Origin of the sequence: Undibacterium sp. Ji83W (genome assembly GCF_049340385.1) — a bacterium.
Taxonomy (GTDB): domain Bacteria; phylum Pseudomonadota; class Gammaproteobacteria; order Burkholderiales; family Burkholderiaceae_D; genus Undibacterium.
In genome coordinates this window covers 1-19,450 of the sequence record NZ_JBMPOZ010000005.1, presented here as the reverse complement: position 1 = coordinate 19,450, position 19,450 = coordinate 1, and the positions used below count along the sequence as shown (strand labels likewise).

The following is a 19,450-nucleotide window of genomic DNA, read 5'->3' as shown; positions in this document are numbered from 1 at the left end:
AAGGCATTTGATGAGTCGTTGATGACAGGCGTAAAAAAACCTGGCTTTCACCAGGTTTTTTTATTAGTCTTCCAGTACTTTAAAACGCGGATCATCCGGATCAATGGACAAGATGCCCTGCGCTTCTTCTTTCATCGTGGTTTCTTGCGAACGCTGTTCATGCGTACGCTTTTCTTCCAGGTATTTATAGATCTCGGTCACCAGCTCTTCACAGCCCTCACGATTCAATGCGGAGATTTCAAAGACCGGGCCTTTCCAGGCAAAACGCTTGATGAAGTCTTTGACTTTTTTCTTGCGTTCATCGTCAGTCAACACGTCGAGCTTGTTGAGGACCAGCCAACGTGGCTTCTCATACAGGCTTTCATCATACTTGCGCAATTCTTTGATGAGGGCCTTGGCTTCTTTGACTGGGTCGACAGCTTCATCAAACGGTGCCAGATCAACAATGTGCAAGAGCAAACCCGTGCGTTGCAAATGCTTGAGGAACTGTATGCCCAGACCAGCGCCATCAGCAGCTCCTTCGATCAGGCCAGGAATGTCGGCGATGACGAAGCTTTTTTCATGGCTGACACGGACCATACCCAAATTAGGATGCAGGGTCGTGAAAGGATAATCAGCGATTTTCGGGCGCGCATTCGATACTGCTGTAATGAAAGTCGATTTACCGGCATTTGGCAAACCCAGCAGGCCAACGTCGGCCAGTACTTTCAATTCCAGGCGCAATTCGCGGCGTTCACCTTCTTTACCATCAGAGCGCTGACGTGGCGCACGGTTGGTAGATGTCTTGAAGTGAATATTACCCCAGCCGCCCTCGCCGCCTTTGACGAGTTCAACTTCCTGACCATGTTCAGTCAGATCAGCAATGACTTCATCGGTATTTCTGTCGCAAATTTGCGTGCCAACCGGCATGCGCAAACGGATATCGTCAGCGCCTTTGCCATAACAGTCTGCACCACGGCCATTTTCACCGTCTTTGGCTTTGTGCAATTTGGAATAGCGATAATCAACCAGAGTGTTGATATTACGGTCAGCTACTGCCCAGATACTGCCGCCACGGCCACCATCACCACCGTCAGGGCCGCCAAATGGGCGGAATTTTTCACGACAAAAGGATGCCACACCATTGCCACCGTCGCCGGCGATTACTTCGATACGGGCTTCATCAATAAATTTCATTTTTACCACCTAAAAAAGCTTGTATAAATTTTTGTAACCTGATGGAACAATAAATTTATACAGGATTTCTTCAAATTAAAAGGGCTAACACCAAACTGCCATGCAGGGTGTGCTTGCGGGGGAGGTGAACTTGCGGAAATATAAACCGCAATGAGTTGGAATGGAGACTGATCCAACTAAAAAGGCCCTACCGATGGCAGAGCCTTTTTATCATACTGGCTTGCGCCCTGCTTTGAATTACTTCAAAGCATTACGCCGCTGCTGCGTCTGCAACAACAATAGCGAACTGGTGACGTGCTGCACCTTTGATCGCAAATTGTACTTTGCCGTTAACCAGAGCGAACAAAGTGTGATCTTTGCCCATACCAACGTTTTCACCAGCGTGTACGCGAGTGCCGCGTTGACGAATGATGATACCGCCGGCATTGATAGCCTGGCCGCCGTAGACTTTAACGCCGAGACGTTTTGATTCTGAGTCACGACCATTGCGCGTGGTGCCGCCGCCTTTTTTGTGTGCCATTTTTAATTAGCTCCTTAAATACAGGTAGATTGATTGCTGATCTACAGATTAGCCGTTGATAGAAACGATTTGCAATTCAGTGTAGTTTTGGCGATGGCCTTGACGTTTCTGATAGTGCTTACGACGACGCATTTTGAAAATGCGCACTTTGTCGTGACGACCGTGATCTATAACCTTAGCCAGCACCGTAGCACCTGCGACCAATGGAGCACCAAATTTAATGGTCTCGCCAGCGCCCAATGCGAGCACTTGATCAATGGTGATTTCGGAGCCAATGTCTGCAGGTATCTGTTCTACTTTAAGTTTTTCACCAGCGACAACTTTGTATTGTTTGCCTCCGGTTTTTATGACCGCGTACATGTGAAACCTCATCAAATAAATATTAGGGATTTTCTCCCCGCCAGACAAAAATGCACCTGGGAAGTCGGGAAAACCCCAAATTGTACATAATCCTGCCAAAAGCGTCAAAGACTATTTGCATATTTTTTCAGCACACCCATGGTAAACAGGCAATTGACTAGTGATAAATGGATGAAGCGCAAGAGAACTGGTGCAATTCAAGCAAATACCAGCACTGCATCGTATAATCTCGGCCATCCCGGATTCTTAAGCAGGTTCTCCCTTGTCTGCCACAAACAACCAAAACCCCATCACTGAACTGATCGCCGTCGATATGGACGAAGTGAATCAGGTAATCCGCAACAAATTGCATTCTGAAGTTGCCCTGGTCAACCAGATAGCCGAATACATCATCAGCGCTGGCGGCAAACGCATACGCCCGGTACTGGTCTTGCTGGTGGCGAATGCCTTCCAGTATAAAGACAAGCATCACCATGAGCTGGCCGCCATTGTCGAGTTCATCCATACCGCTACCCTGCTGCATGATGATGTGGTGGACGAATCATCCATGCGCCGTGGCCGCAAGACAGCCAATGCCCTGTTTGGCAATGCTGCCTCAGTCCTGGTGGGCGACTTTTTGTATTCACGCGCTTTCCAGATGATGGTATCCATCAACAGCATGCAAATCATGCAAATCCTGGCGGACGCGACGAATGTCATCGCCGAAGGCGAAGTCTTGCAATTGCTGAATATGCATGACCCCGACGTGACTGAAGAGCGCTACCTGCAAGTAATACGCTCAAAAACCGCCAAGCTGTTTGAAGCCGCTGCAGAAATAGGGGCCCTCATCGCTGGTGCCAAGCAGACAGAAATTGAAGCTGCCGGTGAGTATGGCCGTTCTTTGGGAACTGCTTTTCAGTTGATTGACGATGTGCTGGATTATTCAGGGAATGCCGACGACATAGGTAAAAACGTCGGCGATGACTTGCGAGAGGGCAAGCCTACCCTGCCTTTGATCTACCTGATGAAAAACGGTACTGCAGAAGAGCGTGAACTGGTACGCGCCTGCATAGAAAATGGCGATGAATCGAAATTTGATGCCATACTGGCTGCGATTACTCAATCCGGCGCCCTGGCATACACGCAAAGTGAAGCTGTGAAAGCAGCTGACCGCGCGGCAGCTGCCATTTCAGCCTGGCCAGATAATCAATATAAACAGGCAATGGTCAAGCTGTGTGCCTTTGCGGTTGGCAGGAATCATTAAATCGCAAAATTAGTGGATTTAACAGATTGTTACAAAATTGGGCAGGGTCACATCACTGCCCAGAATCTACGCCGCCCCACGGAAATAAAAGAGTGGTAAATTCATCGTGGCAATTTACCTGAAAACATTCTATACAGAGTAAAGAAGCTGCAAATCTTTGTCGTCAATAGCAGATAGATTTAAAACTTGATGCAGTTGTTGCAGCGCTGCATTTTTTGCCCATTCCCCAGCCTGCGCGCTAGGGAACGACTTTACAAATAACAGGCTTAGTTGCATTATCCTGAAGCAACTGATTGTATTGGCAAATTTTACTCAAAAGATCCTATGTCCGCAGTCTTACCAAATTCAGCATCCCAGATGCCAAGCTCTGGCCTGGCGAGAGCGTTGACGCAGGCCAATTTACTGACTCCTGCTCAAGTTGACATTGTCAACAAAAAAGCACAGGCAGACAAAAGCGGTTTCATTGATGCGCTGACGCAAAGTGGCACAGTCAGCGCACGCGACCTGGCAACATTTTGCTCAGATGCCTTTGGCTACCCATTGCTGGATTTATCACTGATCAATGAGTCACAGATCCCGGAAAAACTGGTCGATCAAAAACTCATGCAGTCACAGCGCCTGATTGCCATTGCCAAAAAAGGCAATAAAGTCTCGCTGGCGATATCTGATCCGACCAATAACTCTGCCCTTGACCAAGTCAAATTCCAGACTGGCCTGGGTATAGACATTATCATCGTGCAGCACGATGCCTTGGTTAAATTGCTGGAAAAACTGGGCAAGTCTTCTGAGCAAAGCCTGAATGAAATCGGCGGCGATGAATTTGAGCTGGAATTCAAGGAAGATGATCTCGGTGCAGCGGCTGCTGAAGCGCAGGCTACTGAAATTGATGATGCACCAGTTGTCAAATTCCTGCAGAAAATGCTGATTGATGCGATTAATCTTGGCGCATCCGATTTGCATTTTGAGCCTTTTGAAAAATTCTACCGCATACGCTTCCGTGTCGACGGTGAGCTCAGGGAGATTGCCCAGCCGCCACTGGCCATCAAGGACAAGCTGTCTTCGCGTATCAAGGTGATATCCAAACTCGACATCTCGGAAAAACGTATTCCGCAAGATGGTCGTATGAAATTGCAATTGAACGCCAACAAGTCCATCGACTTTCGTGTGAGTACATTGCCTACCCTGTTTGGCGAAAAGATCGTCATGCGTATCCTGGACGGTTCGCAGGCGCAGATGGGTATTGATGCCCTGGGTTACGATCCAGACCACAAGGCCATTTTGATGGAAGCAATCCAGCGGCCTTACGGCATGGTGCTGGTGACCGGGCCTACGGGTTCTGGTAAAACCGTCTCTTTGTACACTTGTCTTAACGTCATTAACAAACCTGGTATCAATATTTCTACTGCCGAAGATCCGGCCGAGATTAACTTGCCTGGCGTAAATCAAGTCAACGTCAACGACAAAGCTGGCCTGACTTTTGCAGTCGCCCTGAAGTCTTTCTTGCGTCAGGATCCTGACGTCATCATGGTGGGTGAGATTCGTGACCTGGAAACTGCCGATATCGCCATCAAGGCTGCGCAAACCGGTCACATGGTGTTCTCTACCCTGCATACCAATGACGCGCCTGCTACCCTGACGCGTCTGATGAACATGGGCGTGGCGCCTTTCAATATTGCTTCATCCGTTATTTTGATTACGGCACAAAGGCTGACACGCCGCCTGTGTACCTGTAAAAAACCAGTAGAAATCCTCGATGAAGTCTTGTTGGCGGCAGGCTTCAAGGATGACGACCTGGATGGCACCTGGAAACCTTATGGTCCGGTGGGCTGTGATCGTTGCAACGGTGGCGGCTATAAGGGTCGGGTCGGCATCTATCAATTGATGCCCATATCCGTAGCTCTGGAACGCCTGATTTTGGCCAGTGCCAGCGCTCTGGAACTGGAAGAGCAGGCGCAAAGAGAAGGTATCAGGAATTTACGGCAATCCGGATTAATGAAAGTCAGACAGGGACTGACCAGCCTCGAAGAAGTCCTCGGATGTACCAACGAATAATAAGAGAAAATTAATATGGCAACCAATCTGGCAAAATCGGCAAAATCAGGCCAACCCAAAGAGCAACTGTACGCCTGGGAAGGCAAGGACAAATTCGGCAAGGTCGTCAGGGGCGAAACACGTGCGGGCGGTGAAGCCATCGTAAATGCCACCTTGCGCAGACAGGGCATCCTTGTTACCAAGTTAAAAAAGAAAAGCTATACCTCAGGCAAGGCCATTACTGACAAGGACATCACCTTGTTCACTCGCCAATTGGCAACCATGATGAAGGCGGGTGTACCGCTGCTACAGTCTTTTGACATTGTATCCAAAGGACATAGCAACCCCTCAGTCTCCAAATTATTGCAAGATATCCGTGGTGACGTAGAAACCGGGACCAGCCTGAACGCAGCCTTCCGCAAGTTTCCACTGTACTTTGACCCCTTGTTCTGCAATCTGGTGGGTGCCGGTGAACAAGCCGGTATTCTGGAAGACTTGCTGACCCGTCTGGCCATCTACAAAGAAAAAACCATGGCCATCAAGGGCAAGATCAAGTCGGCACTGACTTATCCTATTGCTATTTTGGGTATCGCCTTCATAGTCACCGCCGTTATCATGATCTGGGTGGTTCCTGCATTTAAACAGGCATTCAGCAGCTTTGGTGCAGAATTACCAGCACCTACCCTGATCGTCATGAACATTTCGGACAATTTCGTTAAATATTGGTACATCATCTTTGGCGGTCTGTTTGGCGGCATATACTTTTTTATGCAGACATGGCGTCGCTCATTAAAGATGCAACAATTCATGGACAAAGCTTTGTTGCAGGCACCGATTTTTGGTGACGTAATTAAAAAAGCAACCATAGCCCGCTGGACGCGCACGCTGGCCACCATGTTTGCTGCCGGTGTGCCTTTGGTTGAATCCCTGGATTCAGTCGGTGGTGCTGCCGGTAATGCAGTCTACTTGGATGCGACGATCAAAATCCAGACTGAAGTCAGTACGGGTACCAGTTTGACTGTCGCCATGCAAAATGCCAATGTCTTCCCCGCCATGGTCACGCAAATGGTGGCGATTGGTGAAGAATCAGGCGCGCTGGATCAAATGCTGGGTAAAGTAGCCGATTTTTATGAAGATGAAGTGGATGAAGCAGTAGCTGCACTGTCCAGCCTGATGGAACCTATCATCATGGTGATTCTCGGTGTGGTCATTGGTGGCCTGGTGGTCGCCATGTATTTACCAATCTTCAAAATGGGCTCAGTTGCGGGATGATTGAGACGTTTGTATTCGCCGGGCCGCATAACGGCTTGTCCACAATAGCCTTCGGGCTATTGGGACTGTTGATAGGCAGTTTTTTGAACGTGGTGATTTATCGCCTGCCAAAAATGTATTTGCGGGATGTCGATAATTTTGTCGCCGAGCAACGCCAGGAAGAATTGCCACATCCGGATAAATTCAACCTGATGCTACCCCGCTCCGCCTGCCCGCATTGCGGGCACAAGATTACTGGACTGGAAAATATACCCATCATCAGCTACCTCGTCATAGGTGGTAAATGTACAGGCTGCAAGGCCAAAATCTCCATACGCTACCCCCTGATAGAAGCACTGACAGCCCTGCTGACTGCGGGCATGATATGGCACTTTGGTAGTGGCGTAGCAGGCATGGGTGCCGTGGTGTTCGTGTGGCTGCTGATCGCCATGACCTTTATCGATCTTGATCACAAATTGCTGCTTGACGATCTGACACTGGGCCTGATGTGGCTGGGTTTGCTGCTCAATGCCTATGGTGGCTTTGTCACTTTGAAAGATGCCGTACTGGGTGCCGTTATTGGATACCTTTCGCTATGGTCAGTTTACTGGATCTATAAACTTATCCGTGGCAGAGAAGGTTTTGGCTATGGTGACTTTAAATTGCTGGCTGCCTTTGGTGCCTGGATGGGCTGGAGCATGCTCCCTGTCATTATTCTGCTGTCAACCCTGGTTGGCTCAGTCATAGGCATTGCGCAGATCGTCTCGAAAAAATTTGGTTGGGAATCAGAAATACCTTTTGGCCCTTACCTGACTGGTGCAGGTTTGATCGCCCTGATCTGGGGCCGGCAAATTGTCGACTTTTATCTGAGCACCTTGTAATGACCGGTGGTTTTTCATCTGGATTTTCACTGGGTCTGACAGGCGGCATAGGCAGTGGTAAAACCACGATTGCCAATATGCTGGGTGAACTTGGTGCAGCGCTCATCGATACCGATTTGATCGCCCATCAGTTGACAGTGCCAGGCGGCTTGGCCATCCCCGCCATACGCGCACAATTTGGCGACGAATTTATCGCCGCAGATGGTGCCATGGACAGGGCTGCCATACGCCAACTGGTGTTTGCCGACACTGAACAAAAACTGAAACTGGAAGCCATACTACACCCCCTGATACGCACGGAAACCGAGCGTGCGGCAGCAGAAGCCAAGGGAGATTACCGTATTTTCGTCGTCCCCCTGCTGGTTGAATCTGGTAGTTGGAAAAAACGTGTGGACCGTATTCTGGTGGTTGATTGTGATGAAGAAACGCAGATCAGGCGCGTCATGTCGCGCAATCAGTTAAGCAGGGAACAGGTAGTAGCCATCATGCGTAATCAGGCCAGCAGACAGGACAGACTGGCTGCAGCAGATGATGTCATCGTCAATGATGGTGATTTGAAAAATATACGGGAAGAAGTTTTACGTCTGCATAAGCAGTATCTGATTTTTGCAGGTGGCAACAAGTGAACATGCGCAGTGCATGCAACATTTTCCTACAAAAAATATAATGGAAATCTGCACGCGGTGTTTGTAATTTCACACAGTATGGTTCAGAATCATGTGCAGCTTTGATTAGCACCAAATTTTGACAGGGAAACTATTTTGATTGTTTACGAATACCCTTTTAACGAGCGTATTCGCACGTTATTGCGGCTGGAAGACTTATACGAAAAATTTACATTTTTCTTACATCAGTCTGATCCCATGCAGCATCACGTTGCCCTTGCCACCATTTTCGAAATGTTGGAAGTCGCTGGTCGTGCCGACCTCAAATCCGATCTCTTGCAAGAACTCGAAAGACAAAGACACACACTCATCAGTTTCAAATCCAATCCCAATGTACAGGCAGATATGCTCGACAAGGTATTGGACGACGTTGACCGCGCCAGTAGCGGCCTGGTTGGCAGCACAGGCAAGACCGGCCAGAACGTGCGTGACAATGAATGGCTGATGAGCATACGTGGTCGCACCATCATCCCAGGCGGAGCTTGCGAATTTGACCTGCCCAGCTACCATGCCTGGCAAAAAAATTCGGCAGAAAAACGCTTTGCCGACATCAGCGCCTGGTTTGCCCCTATCGCCCCGCTGTTTGACGCTATCAATGTGGTCTTGCGCCTGTTGCGCGAATCTGGCTCTACATCCAAAGTCATTGCCCAGGCTGGCAGTTACCAGCAGATGCTGCAAGGCAAGGTTTACCAGTTATTGCGCGTCAATGTTCTGCAAGAACTTGGTGCCATACCTGAAATCTCTGCGAATAAATATATGTTGTGGATACGTTTTATGTCCCAGGATGGCGACATGAAGCCCAAGGCCTATGAAAACGATATCCCATTTGACCTGACTCTCTGTAATTTCTGAACATGGCTACTTTTGTTGATTGTCCCACCTGCAAAACCAAGGTGGAATGGAAAGAAGCGAACCGCTGGCGTCCTTTTTGCTCTGAACGCTGCAAGCAAATTGACCTGGGTGCCTGGGCTGAAGAGAAATACACCATCCCTGCGGTAAATTTACCTGAAGACCCTGAAGAGCTGGCTGAATAAGCCACGTCACTGACTTAGAACTTGTTTACGAGCTGTAGCGAGCCTGAGTCAGCGGGGTCAGAGGGTCAACGTAATATAGCACGCAGCGCAAAAAGCGGAATGTACTCTAGTACATGAGCCTTGATCACGCACGCGCTTAAAATCGCAAACACGTTCTTAGCGTTTTTGTGGGATACCGTATTTACGTAGTTTGGTGGCGATCATGGAATGCGAAGTTGCCAGACGCGTCGCCAGCTTACGGCTGGACGGATATTGCGGATACAGGTTTTCCAGCAAACTGCGCTCAAAGGCGTTGACCGACAACTCCCAGCTCTCGGTGGCATCGCTCTTCACCACATCTGCAGTGATGCTGCCCTCGGCCCAATCGAGGTCAGCTGCATCCAATACCCGCTGGTCGGACATGGTAATGGCACGGAACACCACGTTCTGTAATTGTCTGACATTACCAGGCCAATGGTTGGACACCAGCGCCGCACAGGCAGATGAATTCAAACGGCATACGGGTTTTTGCGCCTGGGTGCAGGCGCGTTCTATGAAATGCCTGGCCAGTGGCAGGATATCGTCAGGACGCTCACGCAAGGCTGGCATTTCCAGGTGCAAGACATTCAGGCGGTAAAACAGGTCTTCACGGAAACTGCCCTCCTGCACCATCTTGCGCAAGTTCCTGTGGGTCGCGCTGATGATGCGCACATTCACCTTGACCTCTTTATCACTGCCTATGCGACGGAACTTGCCATCATTCAGGAAGCGCAGGAGCTTGGCCTGCAGGTACAACGACATCTCGCCTATTTCATCGAGAAAGACCGTACCACCGTCCGCCATTTCAAACAGGCCAGGCTTGCCGCCACGCTGGGCACCGGTGAAGGCACCAGACATATAACCAAATAATTCGCTCTCGGCCAGGCTTTCTGGCAAGGCCGCGCAATTCAGTTCCAGGAAAGCGGCACTGCAGCGACCACTGACGCCGTGGCAGGCCTGGGCCAGCAATTCCTTGCCGGTGCCGGTTTCGCCCGTGATCAGCAAAGGGGCATCAACCACGGCTACCCGTGCGGCCTTGGTTTTCAGACTACGTATTTGCTCAGATTCACCGATGATGAAATGAAAGCCGCTGCCTTCCGAATGCTGCAGGGCATGCAGGCGACCACCTATGCGGGTAGGTGCGTGAAAGGTGAGCACGGCACCTACTGAACGGCCATGGGTAATATCTACGCCTTGTGGCTCTGATACCGGCGTCACGTCCATGAAATAAGGTTCACCGTTGAGGCTGACTTCACGACTGGGCAGGCGAAAAGCGCAATTGACCAGTTCTTCTTGTATGCCGGCATCATCCAGCACCTGGTTCAGGCTGCGCTGGCACAGGCTGGTTTCACTCATGCGGGTTGCCGTGGCAGCCGCGACATTGGCAATCACGATATGACCGCTGGCATCGATCGCCAGCACCGGGTCTTCCATAACGGCCATCATGGTGTCGAGATTGAGACGCCTGCGTATGCCGGGCAAGACATCCAGCACCTTGATTTCACCTACCCCACGTACAGACTGGCAATCAGCCTGCAATGAGGGGAGCATAAATTCCAGCAATTCAGGACTATCAATATAGATATTCGGCGGGTCGACTTCGACGGCCACCACATTGAGCCCGCGACGCGCCAATACCGCCAGTATTTCGTGGGCAATACCTACTCTGTCCTTGAACTGGATATTGATGCGCATGCGTTGCTTTGTGATGAAACGATGAAAATCTGATTAATACAGTTTAATAAGAGGTTTAATACGCGGGTTAATGCGCGGTTTAATACGGCTCTGGGATATAACCACGTGGACGGGCATGCTGGCGACGGAAGGCGCTATTGGAAGCCAGGCCACGCAAGCGACCCAGGTCAAATTGTTCCAGTTGCTGCAAGACTGCGCGATTGAGCGTCATTTTAACTTGCATCATCAGCAAATCTACGCTTTGCTGGCTGGAAGTACGAGTATTACGTCTTTCCTGTGGCACTTCTGCCTCGTCTTCCTGGACTGACTTCTCGATTTCCTTGGCGGCAGCACGTTCTTCTGCATTCACGAAGCTACGGTAAACATCCGCCAGGGTAATGATGCCATTGCAGTCACGACAGTGCCAGGCGTCTTTTTCCTTGCTGTCACGGCTGACCAGGGCATCCTTGCTCAGCACTGCCAGTATCGAGCGTATCAGGCGCGGGGTTTTGCCTGTGGCTTGAGCCAGCGTGGTGATGTTCGCAGTACGCGGCATCACCATCATGATTTGTGCCAATAATTCTATGGCGGTATAAAACCGCGCATTCAGGTTGGCATCAGAAAAAACCTGGGTTGATGACAGTAATTCTTCAATTGGATTCATGCCAACTCCTTGTGGATAAAAATAGGACTATTGACGCTGCCGTAACGGTCCATGAATAAACCTTCAGTAGAAATAGCCGGGCGCTTGCCAGAAACCACGTCAGCAATAAACTGACCAGAACCGCAAGCCATGGTCCAGCCCAACGTGCCGTGGCCAGTGTTCAGGTACAGGTTGCGATAAGGTGTAGGGCCAATGACAGGGGTACCATCCGGCGTCATGGGACGCAGGCCAGTCCAGAATTCGGCTTTGCTGACGTCACCGCCACCAGGGAACAAGTCTGTTACGGAATGTTCCAGGGTGGCGCGACGGTCTGCGCGCAGGTCGAGGTTATAGCCAGTGATTTCGGCCGTACCACCGACACGTATACGGTCGCCCAGACGGGTAATTGCGACTTTATAGGTCTCATCCATGACCGTCGATTCCGGCGCTTTTTGTGCGTCGGTAATGGGGACGGTAATCGAATAGCCCTTGATAGGGTAAACAGGAATCTTGATGCCCAATTCTTTCAAGAGAATCGGGGAGTAACTGCCCAGAGCCAATACGAAACAGTCTGCCTTGATCTCACCTTCCGAGGTGATGACAGAACTGATGGTATCGCCGCTCTTGACCAGTCTTTGTATAGTGACGCCGTACTTGAACTGGACACCCAGCTCTTGCGCGAATTTGGACAGGCTTTGGGTGAACTTGAAGCAGTCGCCGGTTTCATCACCCGGCAGGCGCAAGGCACCGACAAATTTATCCTGCACGTTGACCAGTGCAGGCTCCACTTTCAGGCAACCGGCCTTGTCCAGTTTTTCATAGGGCACATCGTAACGCTTGAGGATGGCGATATCGGCCTCTGCGCCATCCAGTTGTTGCTGGTTGCGGAACAACTGCAAGGTACCCTGGGTACGTTCGTCATAGCTGATACCAGTATCGCTGCGCAATTGTTGCAAGACATCGCGGCTGTATTCAGCCATGCGCAACATGCGGCCTTTATTGATTTCATAGCGCTTGCTGGTGCAGTTCATCAGCATCTGCGTGACCCAGCGCCACATGCTTGGGTCAAAGCTGGGCCGGATTGCCAGCGGGCTATGCTGCATCATCAGCCATTTGATGGCCTTCATCGGCACACCGGGACCTGCCCATGGGGCAGAATAACCTGGAGAAACTTCACCGGCATTGGCATAACTGGTTTCCAGGCCTGCTGCTGGCTGACGTTCAATAACGGTAACTTCATGGCCCGCTTTGGCGAGGTAATACGCTGACGCAGTTCCGATAACACCTGCACCCAATATAACTATTTTCATTTTATTTCTCCCGGCTCAATGCTGGCTGACTGCTGGATTAATCTGTTTGTCTGTTGTGTTCTTTGTTTGTTCTGGCTACTTACTCAGGCAAGCGGCCATACATGCGGAGGCTTAATTGCTATAAGTACGCTCATAGCGACCTCCCAGACTGGTCAGGATTTCATAGCCTATGGTGTTGGCACGTGCGGCCACCTGATCCACTGTATTGTCAGCAGAGATCAGGTCCACCATGGAACCGGGTTGCAGATGTTCTGCGGCGACAGCAGTGACATCCAGGGTGATGGTGTCCATCGAGACATTACCCACCATGGGCACGGCCTGGCCCGCAATATGGGCTATGCCACGATTGCTCAGGCTGCGCATCCAGCCATCTGCATAACCAACACCTACGGTGGCTATGCGGGTGGTCTGGCTGCTGCGCCAGGTTGATCCATAGCCGACACCAGTGCCAGCCGGAATTTCACGGGTTTGTATGATGCGGCCTTGCAGGTGGGCAACGGCATGCATGGGGTTGGCTTGCCCGGCTACCGGGGCAACACCATACAAGGCTGCGCCAGGACGGGCCATATTGAAATGAAAGTCTTTACCCAGGAAGATGCCAGAAGAATTGGCCAGGCTGGCTGGTAAACCCTGGCAAGCCGGGATTTGTGTGCGCAAGGCATTAAAGGCTTGCAACTGCTGCTGATTGACCGGATTAACCTGGTCTTCTGCACTAACGAGATGGCTCATGATGTATTGCAGGTCTATGCCATCGCTGAGGCTGGCATCGGCCTGCCATTGCTGTACCTCGGCTGCTGACAGGCCCATTCTTGCCATGCCGGTATCTACTTGCACGATGGCTGGCAGGTGACGCTGTTCTTTTTGCGCCAATGCACGCCAGGCCAGCATTTGTGGCAGGCTGTTCAATACTGGTGTGCAGTTATATTCCAATAATTCCACCTCATGCCCAACGGGTGAGCCATGCATAACATAGATGGCTGCATCCGCAGGCAAATGTTCACGAATAATGATCGCCTCTTGCAAATGGGCGACAAAAAAATCCCGGCAATCTTCTGCATACAGCGCCTGCACGACTTGCACCGCACCCACACCATATGCATCCGCCTTGACTGCGGCACCACATTTCGCCGCGCCCAATAAACCACGCAACAGACGATAGTTATAACGTATTGCCTGTAAGTCAATACGAAGTACTGCACCTGCTATTCCAGCAACTTGCTTCATATTTCACCACTCCATCGCATTAAAGGAAACTGCGACTAGTCATAGCAATCGTCGTGCCACAAAATTTTATTGATAAAATTCAAGGACTTAGAAAATTTATTTTGGAATCACCCAAAATTCTGTATTGAATTTAATACAGCTACTGCTTTTCCCCTACTTTGCGCGCTAGAGAACACCCTCTATTACGTACTAAAATCTGCACACTGTACTATTTTAAATACACTGTATTGTTTTCAATACGACTCGCTATTAAAATAAAGCACAGATAATCTCAGCCCAAAAAGTATCCGACAATAAGTGATACTACGGATTGATTGTCATAAAAAGACAGTTTGATGACAAGGGAAAGGAAGTGCCTGATATCAAGTATAGACAGGCGGCAATAAAGCGAAGGGAAATCGAATTGAAAAAGGGACAGAGCCAACAAGCTGATGTTTGCTCTGATGTTCTTCAGGGTGGCGGGAGATAAGTGGGATCAGCAAGCCAGAGCACTGGCTTCAGGATTTAAGCGGCTTAAGCTGCAGTGACCGGACCGGCCTCGTCCTTGCGCAGCAAATCCAGCCATTCCAGCAGGGGTATGGTAGCAGGCAATAAAGGCGTGAGCCCTACACTACCCTGCCAGGCAAAGGCTTGCCCTTCCAGGCTTTGAGGTTCGCCCTGCCATTCACGGCTGATATAGAAATGCAGCCTGACATGGGCGTGCGGGTAGATGTGTTCAACGCCGCACCAGGGTTCAGCAGTCAGCACTTGTATGCCCAGCTCTTCGACAAATTCGCGCTTGAGTGCATCTAATATGGATTCATCTGCTTCTACTTTGCCGCCTGGGAATTCCCAATAACCCTCATAGGGTTTGCCAGCCGGACGTTGTCCCAGCAAGACATCGCCATTGGCTTTCATCAGGATGCCGACGGCGACATCGACAGGTTTTGCTGTCATTTCAAGACTCCGCCAGTTTGCCAGCGTAGTCGCGGGCAAATTGCCAGGCCACGCGGCCAGAACGCGACCCGCGTTGCAAAGCCCAGCGCAGGGCATCGCCACGTGCTTCTTCTACCTGCGCAGCATTGCAACCCATGCTGCCCAGCCAATAAGCGACGATGTCGAGGTAATCATCCTGTTTGAAAGGATAGAAAGAAACCCAGACACCAAAGCGTTCAGACAAGGAGATTTTTTCTTCTACCGTTTCACCCGGATGCAAGTCACCATCATCACTATATTTATAGCTGGCATTGTCTGACATTTTCTCAGGTAAGAGATGGCGGCGGTTTGAGGTTGCATAGATCAACACATTGTCGGACTGTGCAGAAATACTGCCATCCAGCGCTACCTTCAAAGCCTTGTAACCTGCCTCGCCCTCTTCAAAGGACAGGTCATCACAAAAGACAATGAAACGCTCAGGGCGCTCGGCGATCAGGTCGACAATATCCGGCAAATCAGCCAGGTCAGCTTTATCGACTTCGATGAGGCGCAAACCCTGGTCAGAAAACTGGTTCAGGCAAGCCTTGATCAGCGATGATTTACCTGTACCACGGGCACCAGTCAACAAGACATTATTGGCTGGTTTGCCGTGGACAAATTGCCTGGTGTTTTGTTCTATCTGGGCTTTTTGTGCGGCGACATTGCGCAAGTCATCCAGCGCTATGGTCGAGGCATGACGCACGACTTGCAAATAACCCTGACCGCCACGCCCACCACGCACTCTCCAACGATAGGCAAAGCCCAGGTTCCAGTCAGGTGCTGGTGTGCTGGCTGGCAATATGTTTTCCAGCCTGCTCAGCAAATGCTCGGCACGCATCAAAAATTGATCAAGCTGCGTCATTGTCTATCCAGATCAGGAGCGGTAGTCGGCGTTGATGGAGACATAGTCATGCGACAGGTCGCACGTCCACACCGTCGCTGCCGTATCCCCACGTGCCAGTTTGACGCGTATGGTGATTTCGCTCTGCTTCATGATGCGCTGACCATCTTCTTCACGGTAATCGGGATTACGGCCACCATTTTTGGCGACCCAGACATCATCCAGGTACAGGTTCAGCTTGCCCACATCCAGGTCATTCACACCGGCATAGCCAATAGCTGCCAGGATGCGGCCCAGGTTAGGATCAGAGGCAAAGAAAGCGGTTTTGACCAATGGAGAATGGGCGATGGAGTAAGCGATCTTGCGGCATTCTTCTACATCACGGCCTTCTTCCACTGCAATGGTCATGAACTTGGTCGCGCCTTCGCCATCACGGATAATCATGTGGGCGAGTTTTTGCGACAACGCAGTCACGGCTTCAGCCAGTGCGGCGTATTCAGGTGTCTCTACATCATTGACTTCAACTTCACCCGCGCCCGTGGCGATGAGCATGAAGGAGTCATTGGTGGAAGTGTCACCATCTATCGTGATGCAATTGAAAGACTTGTCAGCCGCCTGCTTGACCATATGATCAAGCACATTTTGCGCAACCTTGGCATCTATCGCCAGATAGCCCAGCATGGTCGCCATATTTGGCTTGATCATGCCCGCACCTTTGCTGATGCCTGTCATGGTCACGGTTTTGCCGTTGATTTCAACTGTCGCCGATGCCGCCTTGGGCTGGGTATCGGTAGTCATGATGGCGGTAGCGGCATTGAACCAGTTATCGGCTGTCAGGTTTGCTATGGCTGCTGGCAAACCGGCGACCAGTCTGTCAACTGGCAATTGTTCCAGGATTACGCCAGTAGAAAATGGCAGGATTTGGGAAGCCTCGCAACCCAGCAATTCTGCCAGGGCAGCGCAAGTTGCATTTGCTGCAGCCAGGCCAGCATCGCCAGTACCAGCATTCGCATTACCAGTGTTCACCACCAACGCGCGGATAGGGCTGGATGCCATGTGCAGGCCTTCCAGATGGGCCTTGCAGACCTGCACGGGGGCCGCGCAAAAGCGGTTGGTTGTAAATACCCCGGAGACGGTTGCCGTAGGGGCCAGTTCCATGATCAGTACGTCTTTACGGTTAGGCTTGCGTATGCCAGCCTCGGCATAACCGAGGCGTATGCCGGCTACTGGTTTCAAATCTGCAGCCACAGGGATGGGGGAATTAACGGCCATGGTTTTTCCTTGCGTTGAAATCAAGCCGACATTGTAGGGCATTTTGTTGCACTGCGAAGCATGTTTGCGCTGAGGAAATTTCATGCGCAACAGCCAAGTCCGTCACATTAATGTCACAGACTGCAGTCAGAGCCCCATGATCATTTGTGCAATGATATTTTTTTGTATTTCATTTGAACCACCATAGATGGAGAGCTTGCGCATGTTCAGGTAATTGATGGCGAGTGGGCTGGCCAGCTCGCTGGTGTCCTGGCGGTCACGCAAGGGCAAGGCCTGCTCACCTACTGCCTGCACCAGCAATTCGGTGATTGCCTGCTGGATTTCTGTGCCCTTGATCTTCAGTATCGATGCTTCCGGCCCTGGCGCATGGCTTTGCTCCTCCGCTGACAAGACGCGCAAATTGGTCATTTCCAGCGCCATCAAATCGATCTCTACCTGCGCCAGGCGCATGGCAAAGGCAGCATCTTCCATGAGCAGTTTGCCATTTTTTAATTCACGTGCGGCCACTCTCTTCAGTCTGGCCAGCTCACGCTTGGCTATGCCTATTCCCGCGATATTGGTGCGCTCATGTCCCAATAAAAACTTGGCATAAGTCCAGCCCTTGTTTTCTTCACCCACCAGGTTAGCGGCTGGTACTTTGACGTCATCGAACCAGACTTCATTGATTTCATGCGCACCGTCCATGGTGATGATGGGTCTGACAGTGACGCCAGGGGATTTCATGTCTATGAGTAAAAATGAAATACCGCGCTGAGCCTTGGCTGCACGGTCAGTGCGTACCAGGCAAAATATCCAGTCGGCATAGTGCGCCAGCGTAGTCCAGGTTTTTTGGCCGTTCACCAGATAGTATTCACGCTCACCATCTTGTATGAGATCAGCCGTCGCCTTGACTGATGCCAGGTCAGAACCTGAACCGGGTTCGGAATAACCCTGGCACCACCATTCCTCTGCCGCCAGTATACTGGGCAAGAATCTTTGCTGTTGTTCAGGTGATCCAAATTCCATCAAGACCGGAGCGACCATCTTGATACCAAATGGCGGTAAACGCGGCGCACCTGCAGCCGCGCATTCTTCTTCAAAAATATAACGCTGCACGGCAGACCAGCCGGTACCGCCGAATTTCACCGGCCAGGAACTGCCACCCCAGCCATGGGCATGCAGGATTTTTTGCCAATGCTGATAGTCAGCTTTTTCAAGTGGTATGCCATGATGGACTTTATGGCTGATATCCTGAGGCAGTGACCGCTGCAAAAATTCTGTAACTTCCTGACGGAAGCCCAGTTCAGCAGCATTGAAGTTCAAGTCCATAAGCATCCTTGTTTGGCATCGCGGGGCTGTGTTATTCTGCATTGCAGAATTAAATTCCAAAATAGCGCATCTGCTTTTACTTTAGGCTGCGCTTAAACCGACGTCAAGCACAAGGCTTGCAGCAATCTATGGATAGCAAAGAGACACCCAAGATCAAGGACGACCGCCATTTTGTGACTGCGCTGGCGCGCGGACTGGAGGTACTCGCCAGCTTTCGCCCTGGCGACAAAGCACTGGGCAATCAGGAAATCGCCTTACGCTGCCAGCTCCCAAAATCCACGGTTTCGCGCCTGACCTATACCCTGACCAAGCTGGGCTATTTGCATTACATCGCCAGCCAGGGGCGGTATCGCCTGGGTTCCGCCACCCTGGCACTGGGCAGTGCCATGATCGCCAGGCTGGACGTGCGGCAACTGGCGCGGCCACTCATGCAAGAACTGGCTGATTTTTCCAAGGGCATGGTGTCGCTGGGTATGCGTGACCGCCTCAGCATGATTTACATAGAAAATTGCCGCAGTCAAAATGCCCTCACCCTTAGTCTGGATGTGGGTTCGCGCATACCTCTGGCCAGTACAGCGATGGGCAGGGCTTTGCTGGCGAGCATGTCAACAACAGAGCGCCAGACGGTATTCGATGAGATCGAGGCAAACCAGCCTGACCTATGGCCGGAACTGTATGCAGGCATTGAGGCCAGCCTGAAGGAAGCCAGGGAGACTGGATGTTGCAGCTCCTTTGGTGAATGGCAAAGCGACGTGAATGCCATCGCGCTTGCCTTCTCACCGGGCGCAGGGCAAGCCACTGTTGCCATTAATTGCGGTGGGCCAGCCTTCTTGTTAAGCAAGGAATTTTTGCTCAACGAAGTCAGACCCAGACTATTGCAACTGGTGCGTGAATTGCACTGCACATTAGGATAAATAATGTCCAGTCCTAAAATAGGTTGACAGTTAGAATTGTAAAAAAGACGCCCGATGCACCGCATTGGGCGTCTTGTATTGGAGGGCTAAATGAGGCCTCTCGTTGTTGTAAATATCGATAGATTGCCTGA

General features: G+C 50.8%; 19 protein-coding genes. 8 read left to right on the top strand and 11 right to left on the bottom strand.

Annotated elements, in window-relative coordinates; all coding sequences use genetic code 11:
- Positions 1-63 precede the first annotated feature (63 nt).
- The 3 genes from obgE to rplU all read right to left on the bottom strand — a co-directional run bounded on the left by obgE (position 64) and on the right by rplU (position 2,056).
- Positions 64-1,176: a GTPase ObgE gene (gene obgE / locus ACO0LD_RS10740; protein WP_186946997.1), complete on the bottom strand. Its 1,113-nt coding sequence runs from the start codon at positions 1,174-1,176 to the stop codon at positions 64-66.
- A 250-nt stretch (positions 1,177-1,426) separates the two neighbouring features.
- A complete protein-coding gene (rpmA, locus tag ACO0LD_RS10735; RefSeq protein WP_186952092.1) occupies positions 1,427-1,696 on the bottom strand; it encodes a 50S ribosomal protein L27 in 270 nt (89 codons plus the stop codon).
- Positions 1,697-1,744: 48 nt separating this feature from the next.
- A complete protein-coding gene (rplU, locus tag ACO0LD_RS10730) occupies positions 1,745-2,056 on the bottom strand; it encodes a 50S ribosomal protein L21 (protein WP_110255243.1) in 312 nt (103 codons plus the stop codon).
- A 262-nt stretch (positions 2,057-2,318) separates the two neighbouring features.
- Between rplU and ispB the strand changes: the two genes are divergently transcribed.
- From ispB to ACO0LD_RS10695, 7 genes are all read left to right on the top strand, one after another.
- Positions 2,319-3,299 (top strand): octaprenyl diphosphate synthase, encoded by a 981-nt coding sequence (gene ispB / locus ACO0LD_RS10725; protein WP_423006529.1) that lies wholly within the window; start codon positions 2,319-2,321, stop codon positions 3,297-3,299.
- A gap of 324 nt (positions 3,300-3,623) precedes the next feature.
- A complete protein-coding gene (pilB, locus tag ACO0LD_RS10720; protein ID WP_423006527.1) occupies positions 3,624-5,351 on the top strand; it encodes a type IV-A pilus assembly ATPase PilB in 1,728 nt (575 codons plus the stop codon).
- Between the two features lie 15 nt (positions 5,352-5,366).
- A complete protein-coding gene (locus ACO0LD_RS10715) occupies positions 5,367-6,602 on the top strand; it encodes a type II secretion system F family protein (protein ID WP_423006525.1) in 1,236 nt (411 codons plus the stop codon).
- Entirely contained in the window at positions 6,599-7,462 is an 864-nt protein-coding gene (locus ACO0LD_RS10710; protein WP_423006523.1) for a prepilin peptidase, read from the top strand. The genes ACO0LD_RS10715 and ACO0LD_RS10710 overlap by 4 nt, the downstream gene beginning before the upstream one ends.
- Entirely contained in the window at positions 7,462-8,088 is a 627-nt protein-coding gene (coaE, locus tag ACO0LD_RS10705; RefSeq protein WP_423006521.1) for a dephospho-CoA kinase, read from the top strand. Before ACO0LD_RS10710 ends, coaE begins: the two co-directional genes overlap by 1 nt.
- A 135-nt stretch (positions 8,089-8,223) precedes the next feature.
- Positions 8,224-8,979, top strand: coding sequence for a cell division protein ZapD (gene zapD / locus ACO0LD_RS10700; protein ID WP_423006519.1), 756 nt, complete (start codon positions 8,224-8,226; stop codon positions 8,977-8,979).
- 2 nt (positions 8,980-8,981) lie between these two features.
- Positions 8,982-9,161, top strand: a complete 180-nt coding sequence (locus ACO0LD_RS10695) for a DNA gyrase inhibitor YacG (RefSeq protein WP_162039882.1) — start codon at positions 8,982-8,984, stop codon at positions 9,159-9,161.
- A gap of 156 nt (positions 9,162-9,317) precedes the next feature.
- On the opposite strand, the gene ACO0LD_RS10690 is transcribed toward ACO0LD_RS10695, so the two are convergent.
- The 8 genes from ACO0LD_RS10690 to ACO0LD_RS10655 form a co-directional block, all read right to left on the bottom strand.
- On the bottom strand, positions 9,318-10,874 hold the full coding sequence (locus ACO0LD_RS10690; protein WP_423006517.1) for a sigma-54-dependent transcriptional regulator: 1,557 nt from the start codon (positions 10,872-10,874) through the stop codon (positions 9,318-9,320).
- Between the two features lie 79 nt (positions 10,875-10,953).
- On the bottom strand, positions 10,954-11,517 hold the full coding sequence (locus ACO0LD_RS10685; RefSeq protein WP_423006515.1) for a hypothetical protein: 564 nt from the start codon (positions 11,515-11,517) through the stop codon (positions 10,954-10,956).
- Positions 11,514-12,806: a D-amino acid dehydrogenase gene (locus ACO0LD_RS10680; protein WP_423006513.1), complete on the bottom strand. Its 1,293-nt coding sequence runs from the start codon at positions 12,804-12,806 to the stop codon at positions 11,514-11,516. Before ACO0LD_RS10680 ends, ACO0LD_RS10685 begins: the two co-directional genes overlap by 4 nt.
- Positions 12,807-12,917: 111 nt before the next feature.
- Positions 12,918-14,030, bottom strand: a complete 1,113-nt coding sequence (gene alr, locus ACO0LD_RS10675) for an alanine racemase (RefSeq protein WP_423006511.1) — start codon at positions 14,028-14,030, stop codon at positions 12,918-12,920.
- A 513-nt stretch (positions 14,031-14,543) separates the two neighbouring features.
- Positions 14,544-14,966, bottom strand: a complete 423-nt coding sequence (locus tag ACO0LD_RS10670) for an NUDIX domain-containing protein (protein ID WP_423006509.1) — start codon at positions 14,964-14,966, stop codon at positions 14,544-14,546.
- A 1-nt stretch (position 14,967) separates the two neighbouring features.
- Positions 14,968-15,846, bottom strand: coding sequence for an ATP-binding protein (locus tag ACO0LD_RS10665; protein ID WP_423006507.1), 879 nt, complete (start codon positions 15,844-15,846; stop codon positions 14,968-14,970).
- A gap of 12 nt (positions 15,847-15,858) precedes the next feature.
- Positions 15,859-17,097 (bottom strand): bifunctional glutamate N-acetyltransferase/amino-acid acetyltransferase ArgJ, encoded by a 1,239-nt coding sequence (argJ, locus tag ACO0LD_RS10660; protein WP_423006505.1) that lies wholly within the window; start codon positions 17,095-17,097, stop codon positions 15,859-15,861.
- Between the two features lie 126 nt (positions 17,098-17,223).
- Entirely contained in the window at positions 17,224-18,405 is a 1,182-nt protein-coding gene (locus ACO0LD_RS10655; protein ID WP_423006503.1) for an acyl-CoA dehydrogenase family protein, read from the bottom strand.
- Positions 18,406-18,533: 128 nt separating this feature from the next.
- On the opposite strand from ACO0LD_RS10655, the gene ACO0LD_RS10650 reads away from it, so the two are divergent.
- Entirely contained in the window at positions 18,534-19,319 is a 786-nt protein-coding gene (locus tag ACO0LD_RS10650) for an IclR family transcriptional regulator (protein WP_423006501.1), read from the top strand.
- Positions 19,320-19,450: the final 131 nt, after the last annotated feature.

What these genes read in the sequence shown, in the direction of transcription:
- pilB (WP_423006527.1), top strand. Translation starts at nt 3,624, where the DNA reads ATGTCCGCAGTCTTACCAAATTCAGCATCCCAGATGCCAAGCTCTGGC.
- rpmA (WP_186952092.1), bottom strand. Translation starts at nt 1,696, where the DNA reads ATGGCACACAAAAAAGGCGGCGGCACCACGCGCAATGGTCGTGACTCA.
- ACO0LD_RS10695 (WP_162039882.1), top strand. Translation starts at nt 8,982, where the DNA reads ATGGCTACTTTTGTTGATTGTCCCACCTGCAAAACCAAGGTGGAATGG.
- ACO0LD_RS10650 (WP_423006501.1), top strand. Translation starts at nt 18,534, where the DNA reads ATGGATAGCAAAGAGACACCCAAGATCAAGGACGACCGCCATTTTGTG.
- ACO0LD_RS10710 (WP_423006523.1), top strand. Translation starts at nt 6,599, where the DNA reads ATGATTGAGACGTTTGTATTCGCCGGGCCGCATAACGGCTTGTCCACA.
- ACO0LD_RS10690 (WP_423006517.1), bottom strand. Translation starts at nt 10,874, where the DNA reads ATGCGCATCAATATCCAGTTCAAGGACAGAGTAGGTATTGCCCACGAA.
- ACO0LD_RS10655 (WP_423006503.1), bottom strand. Translation starts at nt 18,405, where the DNA reads ATGGACTTGAACTTCAATGCTGCTGAACTGGGCTTCCGTCAGGAAGTT.
- argJ (WP_423006505.1), bottom strand. Translation starts at nt 17,097, where the DNA reads ATGGCCGTTAATTCCCCCATCCCTGTGGCTGCAGATTTGAAACCAGTA.
- ACO0LD_RS10665 (WP_423006507.1), bottom strand. Translation starts at nt 15,846, where the DNA reads ATGACGCAGCTTGATCAATTTTTGATGCGTGCCGAGCATTTGCTGAGC.
- ACO0LD_RS10685 (WP_423006515.1), bottom strand. Translation starts at nt 11,517, where the DNA reads ATGAATCCAATTGAAGAATTACTGTCATCAACCCAGGTTTTTTCTGAT.
- coaE (WP_423006521.1), top strand. Translation starts at nt 7,462, where the DNA reads ATGACCGGTGGTTTTTCATCTGGATTTTCACTGGGTCTGACAGGCGGC.
- ACO0LD_RS10715 (WP_423006525.1), top strand. Translation starts at nt 5,367, where the DNA reads ATGGCAACCAATCTGGCAAAATCGGCAAAATCAGGCCAACCCAAAGAG.
- rplU (WP_110255243.1), bottom strand. Translation starts at nt 2,056, where the DNA reads ATGTACGCGGTCATAAAAACCGGAGGCAAACAATACAAAGTTGTCGCT.
- obgE (WP_186946997.1), bottom strand. Translation starts at nt 1,176, where the DNA reads ATGAAATTTATTGATGAAGCCCGTATCGAAGTAATCGCCGGCGACGGT.
- ACO0LD_RS10680 (WP_423006513.1), bottom strand. Translation starts at nt 12,806, where the DNA reads ATGAAAATAGTTATATTGGGTGCAGGTGTTATCGGAACTGCGTCAGCG.
- alr (WP_423006511.1), bottom strand. Translation starts at nt 14,030, where the DNA reads ATGAAGCAAGTTGCTGGAATAGCAGGTGCAGTACTTCGTATTGACTTA.
- ACO0LD_RS10670 (WP_423006509.1), bottom strand. Translation starts at nt 14,966, where the DNA reads ATGACAGCAAAACCTGTCGATGTCGCCGTCGGCATCCTGATGAAAGCC.